23 protein-coding genes are annotated in these 24,531 nt (G+C 34.2%); 4 read left to right on the top strand and 19 right to left on the bottom strand.

Features of this window, described 5'->3' with window-relative positions:
* Window positions 1–159 precede the first annotated feature (159 nt).
* From AAYQ05_RS17525 to AAYQ05_RS17500, 6 genes are all read right to left on the bottom strand, one after another.
* Window positions 160–3,375, bottom strand: a complete 3,216-nt coding sequence (locus tag AAYQ05_RS17525) for a TonB-dependent receptor (RefSeq protein WP_343544681.1) — start codon at window positions 3,373–3,375, stop codon at window positions 160–162.
* A gap of 300 nt (window positions 3,376–3,675) precedes the next feature.
* Window positions 3,676–5,043: an ATP-binding protein gene (locus tag AAYQ05_RS17520; protein ID WP_343544680.1), complete on the bottom strand. Its 1,368-nt coding sequence runs from the start codon at window positions 5,041–5,043 to the stop codon at window positions 3,676–3,678.
* Window positions 5,027–5,725, bottom strand: coding sequence for a response regulator transcription factor (locus AAYQ05_RS17515; protein ID WP_343544679.1), 699 nt, complete (start codon window positions 5,723–5,725; stop codon window positions 5,027–5,029). The genes AAYQ05_RS17520 and AAYQ05_RS17515 overlap by 17 nt, the downstream gene beginning before the upstream one ends.
* Before the next feature lie 15 nt (window positions 5,726–5,740).
* Entirely contained in the window at window positions 5,741–6,658 is a 918-nt protein-coding gene (locus AAYQ05_RS17510; RefSeq protein WP_343544678.1) for a bestrophin family protein, read from the bottom strand.
* Window positions 6,659–6,957: 299 nt separating this feature from the next.
* Complete coding sequence (locus tag AAYQ05_RS17505; protein WP_343544677.1) at window positions 6,958–8,082, bottom strand: serine hydrolase domain-containing protein; 1,125 nt, start codon at window positions 8,080–8,082, stop codon at window positions 6,958–6,960.
* A 45-nt stretch (window positions 8,083–8,127) separates the two neighbouring features.
* Window positions 8,128–8,913 (bottom strand): polysaccharide deacetylase family protein, encoded by a 786-nt coding sequence (locus tag AAYQ05_RS17500; RefSeq protein ID WP_343544676.1) that lies wholly within the window; start codon window positions 8,911–8,913, stop codon window positions 8,128–8,130.
* 202 nt (window positions 8,914–9,115) lie between these two features.
* Between AAYQ05_RS17500 and AAYQ05_RS17495 the strand changes: the two genes are divergently transcribed.
* Complete coding sequence (locus AAYQ05_RS17495; RefSeq protein WP_343544675.1) at window positions 9,116–9,565, top strand: YybH family protein; 450 nt, start codon at window positions 9,116–9,118, stop codon at window positions 9,563–9,565.
* Here the strand turns inward: AAYQ05_RS17495 and AAYQ05_RS17490 are convergent.
* Window positions 9,562–10,380 (bottom strand): helix-turn-helix domain-containing protein, encoded by an 819-nt coding sequence (locus AAYQ05_RS17490; RefSeq protein WP_343544674.1) that lies wholly within the window; start codon window positions 10,378–10,380, stop codon window positions 9,562–9,564. The genes AAYQ05_RS17495 and AAYQ05_RS17490 overlap by 4 nt on opposite strands.
* A 133-nt stretch (window positions 10,381–10,513) precedes the next feature.
* Between AAYQ05_RS17490 and AAYQ05_RS17485 the strand changes: the two genes are divergently transcribed.
* The gene (locus AAYQ05_RS17485; protein ID WP_343544673.1) at window positions 10,514–10,864 is read left to right on the top strand and encodes a DUF488 domain-containing protein; all 351 of its coding nucleotides are present in this window, start codon (window positions 10,514–10,516) and stop codon (window positions 10,862–10,864) included.
* A 3-nt stretch (window positions 10,865–10,867) separates the two neighbouring features.
* On the opposite strand, the gene AAYQ05_RS17480 is transcribed toward AAYQ05_RS17485, so the two are convergent.
* The 7 genes from AAYQ05_RS17480 to AAYQ05_RS17450 are packed head-to-tail and all read right to left on the bottom strand — an operon-like array spanning window position 10,868 to window position 16,223.
* Window positions 10,868–11,365 carry a 4'-phosphopantetheinyl transferase superfamily protein gene (locus AAYQ05_RS17480; RefSeq protein WP_343544672.1) on the bottom strand — a complete coding sequence of 166 codons (498 nt, stop codon included), beginning with the start codon at window positions 11,363–11,365 and terminating at the stop codon, window positions 10,868–10,870.
* Entirely contained in the window at window positions 11,362–11,616 is a 255-nt protein-coding gene (locus AAYQ05_RS17475; protein WP_343544671.1) for an acyl carrier protein, read from the bottom strand. The genes AAYQ05_RS17480 and AAYQ05_RS17475 overlap by 4 nt, the downstream gene beginning before the upstream one ends.
* A 2-nt stretch (window positions 11,617–11,618) precedes the next feature.
* Entirely contained in the window at window positions 11,619–12,887 is a 1,269-nt protein-coding gene (locus AAYQ05_RS17470) for a beta-ketoacyl-[acyl-carrier-protein] synthase family protein (protein ID WP_343544670.1), read from the bottom strand.
* Complete coding sequence (locus tag AAYQ05_RS17465; protein WP_343544669.1) at window positions 12,884–13,321, bottom strand: 3-hydroxyacyl-ACP dehydratase FabZ family protein; 438 nt, start codon at window positions 13,319–13,321, stop codon at window positions 12,884–12,886. Before AAYQ05_RS17465 ends, AAYQ05_RS17470 begins: the two co-directional genes overlap by 4 nt.
* A gap of 11 nt (window positions 13,322–13,332) precedes the next feature.
* Window positions 13,333–14,385, bottom strand: a complete 1,053-nt coding sequence (locus tag AAYQ05_RS17460; protein WP_343544668.1) for a type III polyketide synthase — start codon at window positions 14,383–14,385, stop codon at window positions 13,333–13,335.
* The gene (locus AAYQ05_RS17455) at window positions 14,382–15,095 is read right to left on the bottom strand and encodes a methyltransferase domain-containing protein (protein ID WP_343544667.1); all 714 of its coding nucleotides are present in this window, start codon (window positions 15,093–15,095) and stop codon (window positions 14,382–14,384) included. The genes AAYQ05_RS17460 and AAYQ05_RS17455 overlap by 4 nt, the downstream gene beginning before the upstream one ends.
* Window positions 15,096–16,223: an NAD(P)/FAD-dependent oxidoreductase gene (locus AAYQ05_RS17450; protein WP_343544666.1), complete on the bottom strand. Its 1,128-nt coding sequence runs from the start codon at window positions 16,221–16,223 to the stop codon at window positions 15,096–15,098.
* Between the two features lie 171 nt (window positions 16,224–16,394).
* Here AAYQ05_RS17450 and AAYQ05_RS17445 point away from each other — a divergent pair, with 171 nt between their 5' ends.
* On the top strand, window positions 16,395–16,751 hold the full coding sequence (locus tag AAYQ05_RS17445; protein ID WP_343544665.1) for a hypothetical protein: 357 nt from the start codon (window positions 16,395–16,397) through the stop codon (window positions 16,749–16,751).
* A gap of 61 nt (window positions 16,752–16,812) precedes the next feature.
* Here AAYQ05_RS17445 and AAYQ05_RS17440 read toward each other — a convergent pair whose 3' ends face one another.
* From AAYQ05_RS17440 to AAYQ05_RS17420, 5 genes are all read right to left on the bottom strand, one after another.
* Window positions 16,813–17,502 (bottom strand): CPBP family intramembrane glutamic endopeptidase, encoded by a 690-nt coding sequence (locus AAYQ05_RS17440; protein ID WP_343544664.1) that lies wholly within the window; start codon window positions 17,500–17,502, stop codon window positions 16,813–16,815.
* Between the two features lie 75 nt (window positions 17,503–17,577).
* Window positions 17,578–18,168: a Crp/Fnr family transcriptional regulator gene (locus AAYQ05_RS17435; protein ID WP_343544663.1), complete on the bottom strand. Its 591-nt coding sequence runs from the start codon at window positions 18,166–18,168 to the stop codon at window positions 17,578–17,580.
* 334 nt (window positions 18,169–18,502) lie between these two features.
* Window positions 18,503–20,014: a glycoside hydrolase family protein gene (locus AAYQ05_RS17430; RefSeq protein WP_343544662.1), complete on the bottom strand. Its 1,512-nt coding sequence runs from the start codon at window positions 20,012–20,014 to the stop codon at window positions 18,503–18,505.
* A 201-nt stretch (window positions 20,015–20,215) separates the two neighbouring features.
* On the bottom strand, window positions 20,216–22,396 hold the full coding sequence (locus AAYQ05_RS17425; RefSeq protein ID WP_343544661.1) for an HAD-IIB family hydrolase: 2,181 nt from the start codon (window positions 22,394–22,396) through the stop codon (window positions 20,216–20,218).
* 269 nt (window positions 22,397–22,665) lie between these two features.
* Entirely contained in the window at window positions 22,666–23,565 is a 900-nt protein-coding gene (locus AAYQ05_RS17420; RefSeq protein ID WP_343544660.1) for a carbohydrate kinase family protein, read from the bottom strand.
* Between the two features lie 331 nt (window positions 23,566–23,896).
* Here AAYQ05_RS17420 and AAYQ05_RS17415 point away from each other — a divergent pair, with 331 nt between their 5' ends.
* Window positions 23,897–24,469, top strand: a complete 573-nt coding sequence (locus AAYQ05_RS17415; protein WP_343544659.1) for a hypothetical protein — start codon at window positions 23,897–23,899, stop codon at window positions 24,467–24,469.
* The last annotated feature ends 62 nt before the right edge of the window (window positions 24,470–24,531 follow it).

The following is a 24,531-nucleotide window of genomic DNA, read 5'->3' as shown; positions in this document are numbered from 1 at the left end:
ATTAAAAATACAAAAAAGATCAATGTTTAAGAATGTGTTTTTTTTGAAAGTTTATAAGTTCATCTATAGCGTTTATTCGGCTAGACTAAAAATGAGAAATCTCCCCGTCTCAGCACTTAGAAACGGGGAGATAATCAAAAATAAAAAAAAACACATTTTTTAGAACGAGTATCTCAAGCCAAGCTGACCTTGGAATCTTGAAGCTAATTGATCTACAGTATATGGTGCAGAAGTTGGTTTTTGGAACGTGTAAGTTGGATCGCCTGTTGCAACTCCGCCTAAGTTTCCTGATTTTGTTAAACCAAGACTTGCTGTTGAATTATAAGTGTTAGGAACAAAATAACTTCTTCCCCAATCTTTGTTGATAAGGTTTCCGATATTTGCCATACTGAATGAGATTTGGAAAGTTCCAACTTTAGTAACCTGAATTTCATCCATTAATTTTAAATCTGCTTGAATGTTCCAAGGTGTTGTATCTCCATTTCTTTGAGTAAATGTTCCTCTACGGCTTTTTAAGTAATCATTTCCGTTAATGAAAGCTTCGTAATCAGCTACTTGTTGTGCTGCAGTTGCAGAAGGAACTCCCGCAGCGTTTACGCCAATATATTTTGCTGCTTCTGCCGCATCCTTAAAGATGTAAGCTAAGCCTGCTGCTTGTCCAGTTCCAGCAATTGTTGAGTTAACAAATCCCCAAGAAAACGGATTTCCAGATTGTGCATTAAAGTATACATTGGCAGATAAAGTATTGTTTGGTGCTACTTTTACTCCGTAACCTACATTAGAAACAATTCTGTGTTTAATATTAAAGTTAGAAGTTGCCAATTGAGGGTTATTTGGTGACAACGATTGATTCATCTGGAAGTTACTTTCCATAGAGTTACGAATTCCGTTTGTGATATCTCTAGAATCTCCGTAAGTATAAGCAACCATAAAGTTCAAACCAAAATCGTACGATTTAGTGATCATTTCTGTAATACTGTAACGGTATCCTTTATTAGTGTTTGATAACAAATAAGCATTTGAGAAAGCTGAGTTTATGTTTGCAGCATAAATTGGCATTTCATGTTTTGTATCATAAGAGAAATACGTTGGATTATCTGTTTTATTTACTTGTTGGAATTCTAGATCACGAATTACTTTAGTATAAATACCTTCAACAGTAAATTTGTATCCGTCAATTGTTTTGTCAAAAGCCAATGAGTTTCTTAAAACAGCTGGCATTTTAAATTTATTATCAACTAAATCTGCCTGTACTTTTGGCGTAGCATCGTGGTAGCCATTTAAACCTCCAGTTGCTAAAGGATCTCCTGCTGCAGCAACTTGAGCTGGAGTTAAATTGTTTTTATCATAACTTCCGTATCCAACACCATCATTATAGTAAGCATAACCTAACCAAGCAAAAGGAATTCTTCCTGTAAATACTCCAGATCCACCTCTAATAACAAATGTTTTGTCTTCGTCTACATTATAAGTAAATCCAATTCTTGGAGAAACTAAAGCTGTACTGAAGAAGTTATTTTTAATTTGATTTAGGGGAGTATAAGTATACGTTGTTCCGTAATTTGGATCTTCTGGAGAGTTCTGTACTTGTGGGCTCAATTTAGGTTTGTTTGGTAAATCGGTGTAATCTACACGAACACCTGGAACTACTTTCAATTTATTTCCAATTCTTATTTCGTCTTGTGCATAAACGCTGTAAAGGTTTATTTTAAATTTAGCATATGGATCATTAAAGATTTCGTCTCTTGTTGAACCATCAAAAGGATAAGTTCCACGAACACGAGTAGGTAATTTATTGAAGAAATCTGTTAGAGATTTATAAGAAACTCTTCCGTTAAGTGCGTTTACGAAACCGTAGTTGATGTCGTAAAACTCATTGTGAGTACCAAATAATAAAGTATGATTTCCTGTTTTATAAGTAAGGTTGTCTGTAATCTCAGTTGTATTCTGTTTCATGTTGAAAACAGTCGCTTCACGATCATTTCCTAAGAAAATAGTTCCGCCATTATATCCAATTTCTGTTTGAGGAAACATGATATTTGCTGATTTTGGATCACGATAATCTTTTATAGCCGAATAACTTGCAATAAAAGAGTTTGACCATTGACTGTTAAAGTGTGTCTTTAATTCTAGAACAGTACTAATAGCTTGGTTTTTCTGAGTAAAATCCATGCTTGCAAATCTAAAGTTTGCAGCATCACGCTCTAAGTTTGTTGCTTGAGAAATTACAGTATTGTTTCTTAAAGAAAGAGAGTTTTTCTCATTGATTTTCCAATCTATTTTGTTGAAGAATTTCTGGCTCTTAGAGAAGTTATTATAAGAACCATAAGTTCCAGGATCAAATCCGTAGTTTGATTTTACGAATTGCGAAATCTGTTCTGCAGTTGCATTGTCTACTAGAGAAGTTAATTTTCCATTAGAATCTGTTTGTCCTGCATTATAAAAAACTGGATCTGTTCTTTCAGCATATTCCATGTTAGTAAAGAAGAACAATTTGTCTTTTATGATTGGCAATCCCAATCTGAAACCAACTTGGTAATCTCCAAAAGAATTTGGCATTTTTGAGCCATCACCTGCATTGTTTGGTCCTGTAAGAGCAGCATTTCTTCCGTAGCTGTAAATTGATCCGCTAACTGTGTTTGTACCGCTTCTTGTTACAGCATTTACACTTCCTCCTAAAAAGTTTCCTAATTTAATATCGTAAGGAGCAATGTAAACCTGAATATCTTGTATCGCATCTAAACTGATAGAGTTTGAACGTGTGCTGCTTCCTGGCATTCCAGAAGTTCCTGATTGTCCTCCTAAAGATGGACTAAAACCAATCGCATCATTATTTATAGAACCATCAATTGTTACGTTGTTGTATCTAAAGTTGGTACCAGCAAAAGAGTTGTTTGAGCTTTGAGGAACCAATTTTGTAGCATCTTGAATTCCTCTGTTAATTAAAGGAAGCGCATTAACTTGTTTTTCGTTAATACTTGTGCCATTATTTTTAGAAGAAGGTTTAGAACTTGTTATTACAACTTCTTCCAATACATTGTTGTCTGCTTTTGAAAGTGAAATTGCAGGCAGATCATTATCTCCTAAAGCTAAATAAATTTGTGCATTTGAATAATCTTTAGTGTCATTACTTTTTATTTCTAATTCGTAAGGACCGCCGGCATTTAAGTTTTCGAAGCTAAAACGACCCTGCTTATCTGTAGTTGCTCTGTAAGTTGCATTTGTAGGCAGATGTGTTAAGGTAACTTGGGCACCGATAACGGCAGTTGTTCCATCATTGACTTTAGCAGACAAAGATGAAGTTGTAATCTGGGCAAAAATACTTCCTGCTGTAAGGAGCATTAAAGCCGAAAAAAAGAGTTTTAGTTTTGTCATGTTATTTATTAGTTTTTATTCACGACAAATAAAATCTCTTTCTTTCGATTCGATTTAAGGCTTATGTTAACGAAAAATCAAAAAACAATTCTTTGTTAATTTATAATGACGAACATGTTATTGAATGAAAAAACAGCTAGCGCTTTAAAATCAAGGAGTTTGTCTCACATGCCGTAAAACAAGGCATTAGAGGTAGATTTAAACAAGATTAGAGATAGATTAGAGTATTATGTAAATGTTACGAATTAAGAAAAATTGCTTTCAGAGACAGAGAAAATAGTTTGTTTTTTTGATCAAAAATTAAGGGAAAAGAAGTGAGAAAACAGTGCCTTTTTCAAGTTCAGAAGCTACGGTTAAATCAATGTTATGACGCTTAAGAATTTGCATGGTAATAAAGAGCCCTAATCCTTGTCCTTGAATGTGTCGAGTGCGATCACTTCTGAAAAATAGATCAAAAATAGATTTGAGATCTTTCTCGGCAATTCCAGAACCTTGATCGATTACTTTTAAAAGAAGTTTTCCTTGATTTTCAGAAGCAATTATATTTACCTGCAAAGGAAAAGAGAACTTAATAGCATTGTCTATAATATTGTATAAAGCAATAAACAGCAGATGTTTGTTGGCATTTATGGTCAATATATCTTCATTATTGGCAATGGCATCCAAATTGAGCACAACTTTAACTTCGGGATATTCGATTTTTTTCTTCTCCAGTACATTCCATACTATTTCATCTATCCTGACCATTTCCATTTGGTCAGGTTCTGAAAGTTCTAATCCAGACAGAATAAGTAATCCGTCAAGAGTCGATTTCAAATGAAAAGTATCATTTCGAAGTGATTTTAATACTTCGACATATTGTTCGTTCGTTCTAGGATGCTGTAATGAGACATCTATATCGCCGATAATAAAAGTAAGTGGCGTTTTAAGTTCGTGAGAAGCATTTTTTAGAAAATTTTTCTGTATTGTGACACCGCTTTCGAGTCTTTCGAGAAGATAATTGAATGTGGTAATAAGTTCTTTTATTTCATCTTTTCCGCTTGCAGCAGGCATTTCGAGTCTCGAATGCAGATTTTCTGTTGTAATGGAATTTACTTTTGAAATTACATCTTCAAAAGGTCTGAAAGTCTGTCTTGCTAAAAAACTTCCCAGAAGATAATTAAGAGCAATTCCGGCCAGGTAGAAAATAAAAAAGACAATGGCAAATACTTCCAATTGCTGATTCCCGACATCATCAATTCCAGAAACAACAATAATAAAATCACCTTGATTGTCTTTATAGTATAAACCGCTAAATTGCCTTTGATCTCTAGTAAAATGTAATATTCGATCTCGTGAAATTGCGTTTAATTCCCTATCATTTAATTTAAGAGGCAATTCGTCCTTTAAATACAGTTTCTTCGTTTTGGCATTATAAATTCGAATAGACTGATTGGCAATTTTATTGTATTTCGATTCTATTTCTTCATAGCTTACGCTATCAATTTTTTTAATTTCATCTTTCTCAAAATAGAAAAAAGCAGTTATAAGGGCGTTGTCTTCAAGTTTTTCATAATACAAATCTCTTCTATGGCTTTTAAAAAGCAAAAAGGATCCAATTAGAACAAGTCCAAGGATAAAAGCAAATAGGAGTGTAGAATTTATTGCAAGTTTATTCTTGAGATTCATGAGCCTTATTTTTTAGCATATATCCCGTACCTTTTACGGTGTGTATGAGCGGAAAAGGGAAATTCTTATCGACTTTATTCCTAAGATAATTAATGTAAACATCAACTGTGTTAATGCTCATATCAAGATCCATTTGCCAAACGGCCTCGGCAATGGCAATTCTAGATAAAGCTGTTTCTCTGTTCTTCATAAAAAAGATTAAAAGCTTCAGTTCTCTAGACGAAAGATTGAGTTCTTTGCCGTCTCTAGAGGCGCTTTGTTCTTTCATATTAATTTTGATTCCGGCGTAAGATTGAAAATCTAAAACTCCAGAGCTAAATTCAGTGCGACGAAGCTGAGCATTTATTCGAGCCAAAAGTTCTTCAAATAAAAAAGGTTTTGCAAGATAATCATCAGCTCCAGCTTTTAATCCCCTAACTTTTTCTTGCGGAGTATCCAACGCACTTAAAATAAGTATGGGAACAATTATTTTTCGGTTTCTTAAAACTTCACAGACTTCAAAACCAGAAATATCCGAAAGCATAATATCAAGAATGATAATATCATAAGCATTTTCCATTACTTCATTAATGGCATCAAAACCTTTGCTTACATTTTTTACCTGATATAATTGTTCTTCGAGTCCTCTTGTAATAAAAGAAGCAACCCTCGGATCGTCTTCGACTAATAATACTTTATTCATTGTTTTTGAAGTAAATTAGGTAATATAATATTCGTTAGAAGTTTTCTTTTCAATCGTCTTCTGATCGTTTAATTCTAAAAGTGTATTCTCTATCATCAAAGACATTGCATCCAACGGAAGATCATTTGGCTGCACACCAAAAGGCTCTTCCAATTCGTCGGCAATTGCTTCTAATGCTACAAAAGTGTAAGCAATAAAAACGATAACAAACGGTGTAATCCATCCCAAAGTTTCAACGAAACCAAACGGAAGAATAAAACAGTAAATATAAACCGTTCGATGCAACAATACACTATATGTGTAGGGAATAGGAGTGCTGGCAATTCTTTCGCATCCTCCAACAATATCAGAAAGTTTATTTAAGTTTTCTTCAAATGCCAATTGAGCTAGACCATCAATTTTGCCATCTTCTTTTGCTTTTTTTACCCATAAGCCTAATTCTCTTAGGATAATAATGGGCTTAAAATGCACGTTTTTCAGCTGTTCTTTAAAATCTGAAGGAAGCAAACGATTTAAATCGGCTGTAGCATCAGTATTTCTTAACTGATGTTTTAATGCATAAACAAAAGCAATTAATAAATTAATAAAGTTTTGACTTTCAGATTTGTTGTCTTTGGAATTTAAAAGTGTAATGCTTTGTCTTGCAAGAGATCTGGTGTCGTTTAATAAAGCGCCCCACAGTTTTCTTCCTTCCCAAAAACGATCATAGCTGACATTGTTTCTAAAACCGAGAAATATCGCAAGTGCAATTCCGAACAGAGTAAAAATTGCCGGATTTATATGCAGATTATATTCGAGCAGAAAAGATTTGTAATAGACAATAAGAAAAGAAAACAAAAAGAGTAAAAGTAATCGTGGAAGCAGCTGAGGCAAAACAGAACCTTTCCACTCGAAAAGCATTTTGAACCAGTTTTCTTTTTTCTTAATAATCATTATGCAGGATAAATTGATGCATTAAAAGTAATTAAAAGTATTTATTCACGTGAGTTTTTTGAGAATAAATCTTCTAATTAAAAACGCTAAAAGACTCCTCATTCCATAAGGATGTCTGGTTGTTTGATTTTTTTTCAAAATCCATATCGTAAATCAGGTGTCCCTACAGGACACAATGCTATGCGTTATTTTTTTTCTACCGATCAGATATTCCTAGCGGAATATTTTATTTTGATTAAAATGATATTCTTCATTCCGTAGGAATGTCTGATCGGTAGCTCGTAGCGGAATATTTTATTTTAATACATAATTGATTCAGCTAGATTAATGAGTTCATTTTGTGTTTTCATATCAGAATCATTAGCAAATAGAATAATTCCAGAGTTAGTTTCTGGTGAAAAAACAACGTAAGAACTAAAACCTAAACTTCCGCCTGTATGCGAAATTCGTGTTGGACCATTTTGAGGTTTTGTTATTTTCCAATTTAAGGCAATTGCGCCTTTACTAATATCTCCAAAAGTTGGCTGATGGCTCAGTTTGGCGTCTTTATTTTTTTCATTTAAATGATATTTGATATATTTCAGCATATCTGAAGTTGAGGAAGCGATAGAAGCCGCGACCTGCATATCCTCCCAATCTATAAAAGGCATTTTTCTTCCTTTAGCATCATATCCAAACGCCATTGAAGCTGGTATTTTATTCTCGCCCAATAAAACGGTATTTTTCATTTTAAGCGGATCAGTGAATTGCTTTTTTAGCAATGTTGCAAATTTTTCTCCGTAAACCGTTTCCATAATATGTCCCAATAATTGAGCAGCTGTATTGCAATGTCTAGCCAATGTTCCAGGAACCGTATCTAATTTCACTTGGTGCAAATCGGTATAAAATTGCTGTCTACTGTATTTTCTGTGCAAGGCATCCAATATATAAGCAATAGAATCTGGATTGGCTTTTGCAAAAAGATCTTTGTTGTCGGGCATCCAGTTTGGAAGGGCAGAAGTAAGATTGGCAAGGTTTAAAAGCGTAATTGGTGTTCCTTTAAATTGAAGATTTGGATAATCCTGTTTCAAATATTTTCGAATGTCATCTGTCAGATTTACTTTTTTGTTTAGAACAGCTCTTGCCAGTAAAGTTGAAGAAAATGTTTTACTGTTTGAAGCCAGCTCATAAAGTGTATTTGAGGTTGGAAGAACTTGTTTTTCTTTTTGAGTTGAGCCGTAATTATAGTAATATTCTTTTCCGTCTTTGATAATTCCTATAGAAAGACCAACTCTACTATTATTGGACATGAACGGAAGAACAGATTTATTGACAAGTGAATCCAATTTGGTTTTTAATTGATTGTCTGCAGGAACTGAACCTTTTTGAGAATAAGCCATTACATTACATAGAATTAGGCTTAATGTGATTAGAAAATTTTTCATTTTAAAGAAGCTGTTTTTATGTTAGTGGTAATTCGATTATTTACATTAAAGCTTTGGCGGAACTAAATTGTCTAAATCTGAAAGACGGTAGAATTTCAGATCATTTAGTTTCATATATCTGCAGATAAATTCTAAAGTTTCTATTTTGGTCTGATAGTTTTCGGTTATTTCCTTAACAGGTTTGTGACCGCATAGAATTAGAATTTTATTGTTCTTTTTGGCATAATCTAATAATTCTAATAAATAAGGAATGCTAAAATGGATGTGGCTGTTATCTATATCAAAAGCGAATACAATTTTTGAGTTATTAAAATAACTGTCTTGTTTTTCTGGAAGTTCACCACCAAATGCTCTTCCTCTAATAATTTTAAATAGTGGAGACAATGCCTGATCTAGAGAATCTGATCTTTCGCCATAAGGATAAGCAAAAGAAGTAACGTTGAATCCTTTTTTCTTCATAGAAATAATCATGGGATTGATTTCCTGCTTCATGTATTCTTTGACTCCATACTTTTGCGTAAACTTCACAGCGTTGTAATGATGATAACCATGTCCTGCAATTTCATGTCCGTATTTTTGCATTTCAAGCAATGTTTTAATTTCAGGCGCTCCAATAGAATCTATTCGGCAGACATTAAAAGTAGCTTTCCAAGAATATTTTCGTAAAGCTTGATCTGCTTCCGACCATTCGTCGACATAAGCATCATCAAAAGATAAAATGACACCCGCTTTGTAGGCTGGTTTTGCGACTGGTTTTGCTTTTTTATTTTCGCATGAAAACAAAGAGAATAACAATAAAAGTAGTAGGGTTTTGGTAAAAAATATCTTCATAGATCTCAGATTTCTAATGAATTAAACTTAGAATATAATTCAAATCAAATATAAAGAAATTTCTTAATAAGCGATTATTGGGGTAATCTAAATGATTAAAAAGTGAAAGGATATTTTAAGTTCTGAAAAAATAAGAGTTGTTCGTTATTTTACAATTTTCCGTTTTTGCGATTCTCGTACTTTGTCAAAAAATATATTAAAAATGAAAACAAAACTTATTTTAAGCGGATTGTTGATGCTTACCTTTTGGTGTAATGCACAAACTACAGATTCTAATTTGAAAGAAGCCAGAAAGGCAATTGAAGCCAGTAACGCGATTTTTGCAGATCTCGCCAACAAAAACGACGGATCTATTTTGACAAGGTATACAGAAGATGCTTGTCTGTTTCCTCCAAATGGAGAACCAATGTGTGGTGCAGCGCAAATAGCTAATTTTTTTAAAGCTGCTCGGCAAGTTCATGTCAAGTTCACTATTCAGCATCTTTATGGAGATGGAAAAACGTCTGTAACAGAGGAAAGTTTTTATGAAATGACTAATCTTGAAGGCAAGAAGTTAGACGAAGGAAAAATAATTGTAATCTGGAAAAAGACAAAAGACGGCTGGAAAATGCATCGTGATATGTTTAGCAGCAATCGTCCGTCAAAAGCTTAAAAGCCAATATTTACGGCCTGCTGAAAATCGGAACCATTTTGGATAAGTGAATTCCTTGATGAAGAAGGCGTGATTCCCGTAAATTTCTTGAATTCTTTTATAAAATGTGCTTGGTCGTAATAACCGCATTCATAAGCTATTGTAGTCAGCGATTCTTGGGTGTGAAGCACCATTTGAAGGCTTTTGTTAAACCGAACAACAGCGGTAAATGCAGCTGGACTTAGACCAATATTGGCTTGATAGAGTTTTTGAATGTATCGTTCTGATAAGCCTGAATCTTTTGCTAAAGCAGTTATATTAAAAGGTTGGCTATCGGTTAAAATCTGATGGCTTAACGCTTGTACAACTGTTACTTTTTTTAATCGGGTTTCGTTCTTTTTCAGCTGTTGCAGAAAATGAGATTCTAAAAGACTAATCTTGGAGGTAAGTTCTCTTGCCTCCATTATTTTATGATATAAATCTCTATTTTCGCCCAAAGCTACATCGTACATATCCGTAGCATAATTGGTAAATTCAGACAAAGGATCTGAGAAAAACAATGCGCTCGCGTGCGGATAAATGCGTACAATCAATACCGAAGTGCCTTTTGCAACTGTAAGACGTGTTGGCAACGTAAGATGTCCAAGCAATTCTACGGATGGCGTATCTTTTCGTTTTCCGTTTATAATTGTCGCCGCAGCGCCTCCTGAAATATTGATAATTAGATCGACATAACCACTTGGATAGAAAACTTCGTTGTCTAAATTCTTTTCTATAGTAACAACCGTATAGTTTTTTATATAAGGCGCTAATAGTGGCGAAGGCAAAATCTGCATTGGATTCTAGAATTTTATTTTGGAGTTAATTTATTGATTAATAGCGGATTCTAAATTAATAATAAATTCAATATCAACAGAAGCTTGTCGAATTTTTATCTTAAATTTAAGATGAAACATTGGATACTTAAAAATGAAAACAATTACTATCAAGAGAGTTTACAGCCATAAAGAAAAAGACGATACGTATCGAATATTGATTGATCGTTTGTGGCCACGAGGAATTAAGAAAACAGATTTGGCTATTGATGAATGGAACAAAGAGATTGCGCCTTCGCCTAAATTGCGAATATGGTTCGATCATAAAAAAGAACGCTTTGACGAATTTTCTAAATTATACATAGAAGAATTAAAGTCTAAAACTGAAGAAGTTGAGCATTTAAGGAAAATTGCAGAAAAACAGCCATTAACTTTATTGTATGGAGCAAAAGATCCCGAGATCAATCATGCTGTTGTGCTGAAAGAATTTTTACGAAAGGCATGAAAATTATTTATCAATAATCACCCATTTCTCGAACCTTCCGTGATGACTTTTCGAAATATCGTGAAGCGTATTACCCGCTTTCAAATATGGAATTCCGTTTTCGTCTTTTACAATTTTTTCACCAGCAACTTCAATTACATGATCTATGTTTTCTTGATCATCTACTGCGATTGTATGAATACTTTCTAAAGAAAATATAGTTTTAGTATAATACACATTTTCATTACAACTGACTTTTCCAAAAGCCAAATTAGCACTTAAAGTATCCAATGAACAAGAAAGTTTTTTTGGGCTGTATTCCCGAATTTTAGTCTTACGATTGTAAATTTTATAAGCTGCTTCTTTCATGCTCCATAAAAGCCAAACCATCGTTTCGGGTTGGTCAAACTCTTTTATGTATTGTTGCTCATTTACAGTAAAAAGCTTCTCAACAAAACCGTTGCGCTGCCAACGGCTTTCAACGCGTGACTGTGCAAGATCTATAACATCATTGCCAATCATTTTTGAGCGAGTTTTGTTTCAATAATTTCTAGGGCAGTTTTCACATCGAGCATACGCTCCATATCGGCATTGTCAATTACGATATCAAAATTTTCTTCAAGATCCAGTACAATATCAACCAGATTGGCTGAGTTTATATTGAGGTCCTTTATAAAATCGGTCTCTTCGGTTAAAGTATCATAAGCTTCTTGATTGGTAACAAAAGGCTTTATAATTACTTTTAATCTTGCGGTAAGTTCTTTTCTATCCATTTTTAGTTTTCAAATTTTTTAAATAGTATACAAGCGTTTACATCGCCAAAACCAAAACTGGCTTTAGCAATTATTTTTGGGCTGACTTTAATTGTTTTTAAAAGTACTTTTGAAGAATCAATAAGCGCTGCAATTTCAGGATGAAGATCATCGCAGTTTTTATTTCCAAATATAAATCCTTCATGAAGCTGTAGAACCGAAGCAACACTTTCAATACTTCCTGAAGCGCTTAAACAATGTCCCGTTAGACTTTTTAATGAATTGATATACGGAAAATCAGAACCGCTTCGTTCCAATGCTTTTGTCCAATTTTCAATTTCGAGACTGTCTTTTGTGGTAGCGGTCAAATGTCCATTTATAGCATCAATTTCATTTGGGCTCATTCCTGCATTTTCGATTGCCGTTTTAATGCATCTTTGTACGGCTATACTATTAGGAGCGGTCATGGTTCCACCATCTCTTTGTCCGCCAGAATTGACATTTCCGCCTAATATTTCGGCATAAATTGTAGCTCCACGTTCCAATGCAGTTTCCAGATCCTCAATGACAAAAGCTCCAGCACCGCTTCCAGGAACAAATCCTGCAGCCGAAGCGCTCATTGGTCTCGAACCTTCTTCGGGTCTGTCATTAAATCTAGAAGAACAGACACGTAGCGCATCAAAACCGCCCCAAATATAAGGGCCACTATCTGAAGTGCTTCCTGCGAGAACTCGTTTTGCCTGTCCAGATTGTATTCGGTCATAAGCCATTAAAATAGCTTCTGCACCCGTAGTACATGCCGATGAATTGGTTGTAACCTGATTTCCTAATCCGATTTTACCGCCCAGATAAGCACTTACGCCACTGTTCATGGTTTGTGCCACAACTGTACTTCCTAATTTTCGAGTTTGAAGTTCATCAATTTTATAAATGCTTTCGCGAAATTTGTCTATTCCAGAAGTTCCCGATCCAAAAATAGCGCCGCTGTCCCAATCTGGATTTTCATTTATTGGCAAACCAGCATTATTCCAAGCTTCCATGCCTGCGATAACGCCATATAGAATTCCTGTACTATTAAATCCGCGAAGTTCTAGTTCTGTAAAATACTGCAATTTTAATTCGTCAGATATTTGTGGTTGACCCGCAATCTGACAAGAGAATTGCAATTCTTCTAGTTGTGTATCATGGCGAATTCCCGAAAGGCCGTTTTGCAGCGCATGAGTAAACGCAGGAATGCCAACACCGTTTGGCGCCGCGACTCCAAGACCTGTTATTACCACTCGTTTTTTCATAATTTCTTTGTTATCATTCCTGCTAGAACACCACGGCAAACTTCTTGTCCAGCTTCGTTTTTCATGACCGCATTACATTTTAATTTTCCAAAACGGAAAAACAATTTCTCAGAAGTAACGGTTACTTTTTCATTTGGATAAACAGGTTTTAAAAACTCCATATCGGCAGAAGTAAAAGCAATTACAGTATTTTGACCTAAATCATTTCCTAACAAAAATATTCCGAGACAAACCATTCCAATTTGCGCCATTGTTTCAGTCAGAATTACACCAGGAGTTACGGGATTATCTTTAAAATGTCCTTTGTAAAAATCGAGATCTTCGTTGTATGTATAGGTTCCTGTTACGCCGTTTTCATCAGCATGAAGCAGTTCGTCAACAAACAAGAAGGGTTTGCTGTACGGAAGCTGTGTTATAATATCAGTTAATTTCATAAGTCTTCAAATTACCATTGCAATAAAACTCTTTGTGCCGAGAATCCCGGACCAAAACTCAGCATTAAACCTTTTTCTCCTTTTTTCGGATTTCGATTCATGATGTTTTCTAAAACATACAAAACCGTAGCGCTCGACATGTTGCCGTATTCTCGTAGAATTTCTTTAGTATCATCAATATTTTTCTCCAGTCCTGCAAAAAGCGATTCGACCGTTGTTACAATTTTTTTTCCTCCTGGATGAAATATCATATGATCAATATCTTTAATTTCGAGATTATTCTGTTTAAGAAACGGATGAATTATATCGCCAAAATGAGAAGCAATTGTATCTGGAACTTCAATATCGAGAACCATTTGCAGTCCGCCGTTAGTGAGTTTGAAACCCATCATATGCTCAGCGTCATAAAAATGATACATCTGTTCATCAATAATTTCTGGTCCTGAATCTTCCTCTTTTGAAGACAACAAACAGCAGGCCGCGCCATCTCCAAAAATAGCGGCGCTAACAATATTTGGCATCGAAAAATCATTCAGCTGGAAAGTTGCCGTTGGCGATTCTACTGCAATTACTGCAGCTCGTTTGCCTGGATTTGATTTCAGAAAATTCTTTGCATAAATAATTCCCGATATTCCAGCCGCACATCCCATTTCGGTAACGGGAAGGCGAACAATATCTTGTCGTAATTTCATTTTATTAATGAGATAAGCGTCAAGCGAAGGAATCATGATTCCGGTACAGCTTACCGTAATAATATAGTCCAAACTCTGCGGATCCCAGCCTGTTTTTTCTAACGCTTTTTCCAGAACTTGATGTCCTAGAACAATCATTTCACGGCTGTAAATATCATTTTTTTCCTCGAATGAAGTAGCAGTAAAGACCTCCGAAGGTTCCATGATGGAATAACGTTTGTCTACAGAAGCTCCTTCAAAAATCTTTTTTACTTTTTTGACAAAACGTTCTTCCTGACCTTCGAGCCATAGATCGACAAGCGGAAGTATTTCTTCTGTAGTACGGGAATATTGCGGAAGCTGTTTTACAGCTGTAATGATCTTTACACTCATATTTTTGTAATTATCCACTGGTAGCGAAAAGCCCATTTCCAGTTAATGGAGTAGTTTTTTAAATTTAATTTTTCGGATAAATGCTCCAATTCGTTCTTTTTGAATCCTTTCAAAATAGAAATTAATCCGTCGTTGCGCGACATGTCGTTGAGATTGAAAACAACACCAATAAGTTCAAATAATCGGTAAGCAATTTTACTTCGATGAAGATCGTTTACCACAATGCCTATAACAGCATTTTTGTTTAGCGTATGCATTACATCTGCAATCTGGCTTGTTGTAAAATGATGCAACGTTAGTGTACACAAAACAATATCATATTTAAGCTGATTAAAATCGTCACTAAAAATATCCATACAACGATATTCTATATTCGGAAAATCTTTAGAAAGCTTTTTAGCATAATCAATCGTAAAAGCATTGGCATCGACACCAATAAGTTTAAAATTCAGGTTTTGCTTTTTTCCGTATTTAGACAGCATTCGCAACATATCACCATTTCCGCAACCTATGTCAGCAATAGTAATAGTTTGAGCAGTATCGGCTTTTTTTAAAAGCTGTTTTATGCCATGGAGTGTAAGCTTATTACCGCCAAGTAATTGATTGATAGAAGCAATTTGATCTAAAGCGCCACTGAGTTCTTCGCCTTCAAGCGAAAAATCGTCCATTATTTCAATTTCTTCTGTTCTATATTTAGTGTCTACACTCATTTATTCAACTGTTATTGGTCGGCCGTGTGTTTGTTTTATTATAAGAGAAAGTAATGATGGAGCCGAAGCTGCAATTGTGGTCATTACATGTGTGAAATTTTTGAATGTTAAAGCTTTGGCTAATATTCGTCCAAAGAATAATCTTTTGCTGAAATGCTTTTTCCATTCCTGAATGTATTTTTTCTCCAATTCGTGTCTGGATTTTATCTTTCCATAATAAAACTCAAGTATTAGCTCAGAAGCAATTTTAGCGCTATGAATAGCCATTGCCATACCGTTGCCACACATTGGATGAATTAATCCAGCAGTATCGCCAATCATTAAAATATGGTTTTCTACAGGTTCTTTTTTATCAAAAGAAATCTGGCTTATAGTAAGAGGTTTTTCAAATAGGGAAGTGCTATTTTCAAATATAGCTTTCAGTTTCTTGTTTTTATAAAGAACCGATTTTTGGTAATCTTCAATATTCTTATATTTTTTAAAAGTCTCAAAATCGGCTAAATAGCAAATGTTTATAACGTCGTTTTCAACTTTTGAAACTCCGCAATAACCACCTTGAAAGTTGTATAAGCCAACAAGACTTTCATCAAAATTTCCAGTATAATGTCCTTTTACGGCTAACCAAGGTGATTTTTTAGAAATAAATGCTCTAGATAAATCCTGATCGATATTGGATCTTTTGCCATAAGCGCCCAAAACGATTTTTGCTGTAAGAATCTGTTCGGAAGTGTTTACCGTAAAAATATCATTTTGAAAAGAAATATGAGTAACTGTTTCTGTTAGAATTGTACAGCCTTTTTCTTTTGCTTTTCGAAATAGAAAATGATCCAATTCGAAACGGCTGATTCCAAAACCGCCCAACGGAAGTCTGGTCTTTGCCGTTTTTCCGTTTTGTGCCGTAAATTCGAAATTTGAAATCGCAGTAGGCTCAAGTTTCTTAACATCTACATCAAGCCAGAATAGATACGGAAGAATTTCATTAGAAATATATTCACCGCAAACTTTGTGTTTTGGATAGGCATTTTTTTCGATAAGAACAACCTTTAATCCTTTTTTGGATAAGTGCAAAGCGCCTGCCAGACCAGCAAGACCGCCTCCAATAATAAGTACATCAGGATTTGTTCTCATACTACCAATTTAGTTATTAATTTGGAAAGAACTTTATTAAATTCGATAAGAAATTAACAAAATTTCAACCTTTGTCTTAAAAGAGTAAAAATGTTTGGGCAGAGAAAATCCAGAAGAAAAATCATTTAAAAGATAATCTTTACTTTTGCCAAAAAATAGCAGCATTTATAAATGACGATACAGGATTTAGTTGGAACTTTTTCTATTTCAGGAAGTAATCAGGATGAAAGTAATGAAATTACATACAAAGGTGTTTTGACTCTAACTTTGGATAAAAACAACCGAATAAAAGCAGACTGGATTATCAATAGTTCTAAGCAAAAAGGAACGGGTTTTTTTAAGGATAATATTTTAGTGATCAATTTTAGTTATAAAGGAGATGACAATAAAACCTATAAAGGAGTTGCGGTTTACAGATGCATCACAAAAGATGTTCTAGACGGATTCTGGTCAGAAAAACATGGAAATCCGCTTTATTTAGGAAGTGAGTATTGTTTGAGAATGGAAACTACTGAACGATTAAATTAAAGGAAACTAGAAGTCAACTTTGTCAAAGTTCAAAACTTTGACAAAGTTTAGTGTTAAAAGTTTAAGCTGGATTTGCTACTGTCTTGTATTTTCTGTTATAAAGAATAATAAAACCAATCCATATTACTAGTAAAACCGCAATTAAAATAAGTTCTCTCTCATGCAAGCCATCACGGAAGAAATTGTTTAATGAATGTACTCCTGCAACCGCTAGTAAAGAACCTGTAGAAGAATATACTTTTCCGATTCCCCATGTTCCAAAGAAAATAATTCCAAGGAAAATCATATTGTTTGGCGTCGTTTCTAAATTTAAATGCCAAGCAAACCAAAGAACGGCAATAATTACAATAGAAGTAAACTTAGGAAGTGATTTTAGTTGTTCTTGCAAAAAGCCTCGCCATCCGATTTCTTCCAAAAGTCCGTAAACTAAAACAGTAAACATTAATAAAATTGGGAATTTGCCAATTGTAACGTAATATACACCAGCGATTAAAACTGCTGGAAGTATCCAATATACAGCAAAAGGAATTATTGCGTTTTTGTATATTCCTTTTAAGGACATCGGGTTATGCAAAGAGAATATTTTTATGGCAGCCAGAGCGCCTAAAGCTGGTCCAACTCCGCGTAGCAGAATCACTAAATACGGATTTTCGATTCCGGATAATAAATTGGTTTTTACAGCTGCATATCTGCAGATTACTGCGATTACATAAAAAACTATAATAGCTCCAAAGTTGATTTTATTTTTCATGGTTTAAATTTGTTTGGTTTAGTGAAGCAAACTTATGACGCATAAATGAAAATAAAATTGACTTTGGGTAAGAAATCATTTTTCCATAACTCTTTTTCGAATTCGGCTTAAACTTTCTGCTGTTAAACCGAGATAAGAAGCGATGATTTTTAAAGGCGTTCTCTGAAAAATTTCTGGTCTTCCTTCTATGAGCTTTAAGTACCGCTCTTGTGGAGAAAGTGTCAAAAGATTAATCTGTTCTTGCTGTTTGCGTACGTAGAGCATTTCAGAAATGGCTTTTCCAATTCGTAAACCTGTTTCAGATCTTTGATACAATTCATTTAAATCTGAATGAGAAATGGACCATAAAGTTAAATCTTCCAAAGCTTCAGATTTAATAACAGATGGCTGCTGATTTAGAAAAGACATATAATCGCTTATAAAACTATTTTCATACAATAAATTAATGCAAATATCTCTTTTGCCGTCCCAAACAAATAATCCTGCCGATCCTTTAATGATGATGTTAAGGTATTTCTCGACACCATGATAATCTTTTATGATTTCTGATTTCTCAAATTCACGGACTTTAATTTTCTCCGAGAATCCTTTCCAGATAGTCATATCGGCAGTAAAATAATTTTCGAAAATTCTTTTTACTTCTTCAGGAGAGGGACTTTGTGGCATCTTATTAAATTATCAGTTTTGAAATGCCAATATAAGTTTTATCTCTCAAAAGAAAAACAGCTGGGTTATCCTGTTATTTATATTTTTTTAGAAGACTGTTAAGACAACTTTGTCAAAGTTCAAAACTTTGACAAAGTTTGACATTTATAACCACAATAATTGTCATTTCGACGAAGGAGAAATCTTCGCAAGAAACTCCGTTCCTATTGTTGGCAATCTTTGTCGAGCTACTTGTGGAGATTTGCTTCGCCAATTCGCTATCGCTCGAGTCTCCTTCGTCGAAATGACAAAAATGCTTAAACGAGCTCTATAGTTTATCTTTTGGGAAGGCTCATTAAATTAAAGAATTTGGCTGTAATTCATTATCATATTTTTCAGGATCTGATGCAGCATATTCATTCTCTGGCTCTGGAATAACGTGAATTTTAGAATCACTAATCGAAATTACAGCCGAACAGACATAAATGCCAATTTTCCCTTCGTTGTATTTAAAATCCAATAAAGTCAGTTTTACAATGTCATTTATCGAAAGTTCATAATAATTTCCGTAACGGATAATTTTAAAAGAAATCTGTTTTTCTTCACTAATTTCAAACTGATTGGTTTGAATGTTTTCGAAGATAAAATTATTCTTTACGTCTTTTTCATTAAATCCCCAAGCTCTAAATTGAACGAAACCATTTATAAAATCAATCGAAATATAATATCCTGTTCCTTCCTTATCACATTCAATTACGAAGCCCGTTTTTCCCATTCCTTCAACAGACAATGTTCCTTCCCAGACAAAATCGTTTGATGGTTTTTCGAGACCGTAAATTTCATAACCGCTTCGGCATCCAAATCGCCATTTGTTTTCATTTTCCAAAACAAAATCGGCAGTTGGATTTCCTAGAATTGGTAGGGGATGAGGAAGGTCTTTTTGAAATATGGTTTTCTGATATAATTTTTCCCAATAATAATAACTTTTCAATAAAAGACGTCCGTTTTTATCAACATCGAGTTCTTTTGGTGGCGGAATCACACGATGTGTATTGACATTTCCGTCGGCAAAATAGAAATTATAAACCAAGAAATGTTTGCCATCTTTGACTACTCTAGCAGCATAGTTTCCTTGCGGCATCAGAACATTATTATGAAATGCCGAATATTCTCCTCTAAACTCAGGCGAAGACCAATAACGAACTTTAATATCTTCCCTAATTGATCCCAAAAGATAATGTGTTCCCTTTATCTCGAAAACGCACGGACATTCGACATCATCATAAACATACGGAATATGAAGCGGTTTCTGCAGCACATAACCTTCTTTTTCTCTTTTTGCCACACCAATACAGCCTCTTCGGTATGTTGGTCCAGAGGCGCTTCGGGCACAGATTAACAAATAATCTTCTCCTTTGTATTGGTATTTGAACGGGTCACGAAAGCTAATCCATTGTCGCGGATTATTATTCTTTCCTTCATAATGTGGTGCTTCACTTTTAAACGGAAGTCCGTATAAATTTTCCTTTTTCCATGTAAGTAAATCGGTAGAAATTGCACGTCCTACTTTTTGCTCGATTCCTTTATCCTGACGTTTAAGTCCTGTGTAATACATTTCATAACCTTCGCTATCCGATTTTTTGCTGATGTGCATTGTCCATAACATATCATCGTCCCATTCTCCTGGATCGCCAACAAATAAGGCATTTTTTACTCGTTTCCACGAAAGACCGTCTTTAGAAACGGCATGAGCGATATAATCGTGATTGGGAATGATTAAATGAAATAAATGATGAATTCCTTTTTCATCTATAAACACATCAACATCTCCAATTTCCCAGTTGCTAAATCCCGAACCTGAATACATTTTATTACTTATTTTAAACTGTTAGTATATTTTTTTTGCCACGAATGCCACGAATTTTCACGAATTCTAATTTGAAGAACTTTGCCAAAGTTTAAAACTTTGACAAAGTTGTAGTTGTGATATGTCTTAGATTTTTGCATAATTAAAAATTCGTGAAAATTTGTTCAATTTGGGGCTTATTTTTTATGCTCAACGAATGAATTATTTTATGACTTTATAGTGTTTTAAACCTTCCAAAATTCCTTCTGAAGCCGAAGTTTTTGCAACATAAATACTTTTTGTTGTTTCGTAATCTGCCAGTTCTGCGCTTCGGTTACCAACAATAATTCCTTTAACAGGACCTCTAAACATATCGACATCATTTCCTGAATCTCCAGCGGCAATTACATTACTGAGCGGAATAGACCATTTTCGGCATAAAAACTTAATGGCATTTCCTTTTGATGCTCTTTTCGGAATAAAGTCTAAAAATTGTCCGTGACTCGGAATAATATTAACTTTATACCAGCCTGTTCCTAAAACTGCAATTAATTCATCATGATTGTAGTTTTCTTTGTCATAGTAATAAGAGATTTTATACGGATTCTGGGCTTCTTCTTCCTGAAGTTTAATCCATTTAATTGCTTTTAGTTTATTGACAATTTCTTCTCTTTTCCATCTTCCAGAAAGAAATTTTGCCCAACCTTTATCCAAAATATAATCTTTTCCGTTGGTGTAATAAATTTCGGTTCCGACAGAACAGATGATGAAATCGGGTAGGGGAAATTCTTCTTCGTCGATGACTTTTTTCACTAAAGCTAAATTTCGCCCAGAGGCCATAGCAAAAGCCATTTTATCGGTACGATTAACAAGGTGCGCTTTTAGTTCTTTTAAACCTGGATTTGCCAGTTTTGGTTCAATTAAAGTTCCGTCAATGTCAGAAACTAATAAATGATCGATTTTTCTTTTTAATCTCTCGATGTTGATATTTGGATAATGCTGTTTTTTAATTCCAGCTCCCGAAGAAAGGGAAAGGTTTTCTTTTACAAGATCTACATATTGATTGACGTGACTCAGCCAGCTGTAGTATTTCTGGATATTGATGGCTCCATTATTCGAATAATATTTCCATTTATTTTCATCGGTTAAAATATTACGAAGCGCTTTTTTAATCTGACTTTCATCTTGCGGATTGACTAATTCTCCGTTTTGACAGACTGGAATAATTTCTGAAGGTCCTCCGTTTTTAGTTACCACAACAGGAAGTCCAGAACTAGCCGATTCGATAACAGTTAATCCGAAGTTTTCATGTAAAGCTAAATTCACAAAAACGCCTCTTTTTTCTGCGGCATAACGATAAATAATTGATACTTCATTTTCGACATCATGTTTTTTCGGAATGGCCATTTTTCCATACAAATCGTATTTGTCCATCAAAAGAAGCAAATCGGTTAAGACGTTCTTTTCAGATTCGGGCATTTTGGCAATGTCTTTTCGAATACCCGCAAAAATGACCAGATTGGCAATGCTTTGAAGTTCTTTGTCTTTTCCGTAAACTTCAATTAAAGTGTTCAAGTTTTTATGTCGGTCAGGCCTCGAAAGTGCCAGAATAATTGGCTTGTGCGGATTGGTTAGAAATTTCGAAATGCTTTCCTGAACCCAATATTTTCGTTGTATTTCTTCCATGTTTTTCTCAGAATCATTTTCCTGATAGTAATAAGGAACAAATTTTCGGGTATCAATTCCGGGAGAGATGGCGTGGTATTTTCCTAGCTCGAAGTTTTTGTAGGCTTTGTAGGTTTCAATTTCCTGTTCGGTAGAAGTAACAATAAATTCAGCGAGTTCTAGTGTTCTTTCTTCTGCCGCAATTCTGGTGCTGAATTTGAATTTTTTTTCGAGTTCTTCTTCTGTTTCTCCGCCTTCGATTAATTTTTTCTTTTTATAAAACCCTAATGAATGTCCGGTGTGAGCAAAAGGAATATTTAAAACAGCTGATAATTCGGCGGCGGCGTAACCCGCATCGGCGTAGTGGGAATGAATCCAATCTGGGAAAATATTATATTGTTTAATATGTTGCATTGCACCATTTACAAAAAGATCAAGCCCTTCCCAAAGCTGTTCTTTTGCTTTGTATTTTTTTCCTAAAAACGGAATTCTTCTAATGTCTAGTTTGTCATTTATAATCTCAACAGGCACAGCATATTCAGGCGAAAGAGCAGGATCATCGATTAATCTTGTAAAAAGATGAACATGTTCTACATCTTCATGCTGCGATAAAAATTCGGCTAATTCGTAAATATATTTGGTCTGGCCTCCGTTGTCTGCATCTCGTCCGATTTCTAAACCAGAACCTTTTAAAAGTCCGTGAATATTGATAAGAGAAATTCGTAATTTTTTCATCATTCTTCCTTAAATTATTTGAAATCACAAGTTACTGCGCCCATATTGATTAGGAAGAAATAATTCCATTTTAAATTTACATATTTCCCATGTTTGAAAGCAAAAAGGAATGATTTAAGTATAAAAAGGAGAAGGTTTTGTATAAAAGCAATTTTTTCAATTGCCTCCAGCTAAAGCAGGAGGCAATTCAAACACTAACTTTCTATATTTTATAACAAAACCCGACAGGTTTTAAAAACCTGTCGGGTTTGATATTCTATCTAAAAAGAATATTAATTTTTATTAATCAGATTTTCGATATCAGTTATACGAATATCAGGATTTCCGCCTGTCGATCCAGCTACCAAAGCTCCTGTTGCGCAAGCAAAATTTAAAGCTTCTTGTGGTTGTTTTCCGTTTAAAAGCGAAGTGACTAAAGCTCCTAAAAAAGAATCGCCAGCACCAACAGTATCTTCAACTTTCACAGTATAACCTTCATTTTCGTATAGATGTTTATCCCATAATAATAAAGCACCATCTTTTCCTCTTGTGACACAAATTGCAGTAGCATTTGTTAGCGAACAGATAAAATTCATATTCTCTTCTATAGTCGTATAAGGCGAATCTAAAGCGGCACTGATTTCAGTTATTTCCTCATCATTAAATTTGATAAAATTAGCTGACTGCATTAAATGCTGTAGAATTTCGTAATCGTAATGCGGTTTTCTTAGATTGACATCAAAAACTTTGTAGGTGTGCGTGTTGAGCAATTCTTCTAGAGCATTTCTAGAAACTTCATCTCGACAAACTAAGCTTCCGTAGATTAAAACATCAGAGTTTACAACTAGTTCTCTTGCTTCTTCGTTTAAGGTAATTTTATCCCAAGCAGAAGGGTAAAGAATTTCATAAGTAGCCGATTTGCTTTCGTCCAACGTGACATTTACCAATCCAGTTGGAAAATGATCCGATTTTAGAATAGTATCGGTATTCAATCCTAATTTTTTGACTTCGGTTATAATTGCATCTCCGTCTGCGTCGTTTCCTACACAGCTAATCATATTAGAATCGACTCCTAAGGCTTTCATGCGAAGTGCTACATTTAAAGGCGCTCCACCAATTTTTTTCTCATTACCAAAAATATCCCAAAGTACTTCTCCGAAAGCGACAGCTTTTAGTTTTTTGTCGTTGCTCATTTTAGTTTTTCTCTTACTTTTAAAAATTAAATCGAGCGATTAGAGTTTCACACGATTTCATAAAAATAAAAAAGAATAACGGTTTCTGCAACCCAATTCTAAAAATCATAACAATCTGTTCACTTTACGAGGTCTAAAATTTTAATTTATATTTGTTGAAGCAGTAGTCTTTTTTATGAAAATAGAATTTATAGAGGTTAAAACGGGATTAAAAAAGTTTTTTTTCTTACAATCTTATAAAAACTATTTGTAATGAATTTAAAGTGAATCATAATAGTACTATAACAGTTTGCTAATAAAATTTAACTTTCAAAAACTATTTAAAATTTAAATGAAATTATTTTACAAAGTTGAAGACAAGGAACTTCTAAAAGTTAGAAATGAAATTTTCAAAGAAGTGGGAATTCCTTCTTTATTAAAAAATGGTTTTGAACTTTCTCCATTTAAAACTTCATGGCATGGTCAATATGATCGAAGCAGTCGCGGATATACTTATGATTTCAGCAGATTATCATCAGAAAATTATTTGGAAAGAATTTCTATAAGTATACTTACTGGTGAAAAATGGATTCAAATTCATTTGAATATATATGAGCTTAGTCCGACTTTAAACTCATTATTGCTTTTAAAAGATTTTGATGGATTAGAATTTGGAACTCCAGATAAGATTTCGACCAAAATGAGATTGAGAAGTGATGAATATAAAGGTCCGCCATTATTCTACATGCTTTTTTTACCAGAACATAAACTTGGAAAATTTTATACTAAAAGTGGTTACCAAAGTGAAGTCGGTAAACTTACAAAATTGATACAATCTGATATGCAAAACATAAATGGCTTTGTAGAAAAATGGCATAAAATATTTGTTCCGAAGAAGACTGATTGGGAAGGTAATCTTCTATAATCGTAAATCTTTTTGAGACGTGAGAAATCTCCATCTTTGATTTTAATTATTTTTTAAGAAAG

Origin of the sequence: Flavobacterium movens (assembly GCF_039581425.1) — a bacterium.
GTDB classification, from domain to species: domain Bacteria; phylum Bacteroidota; class Bacteroidia; order Flavobacteriales; family Flavobacteriaceae; genus Flavobacterium; species Flavobacterium luteolum.
This window is presented reverse-complemented; position numbering and strand designations above follow the sequence as displayed.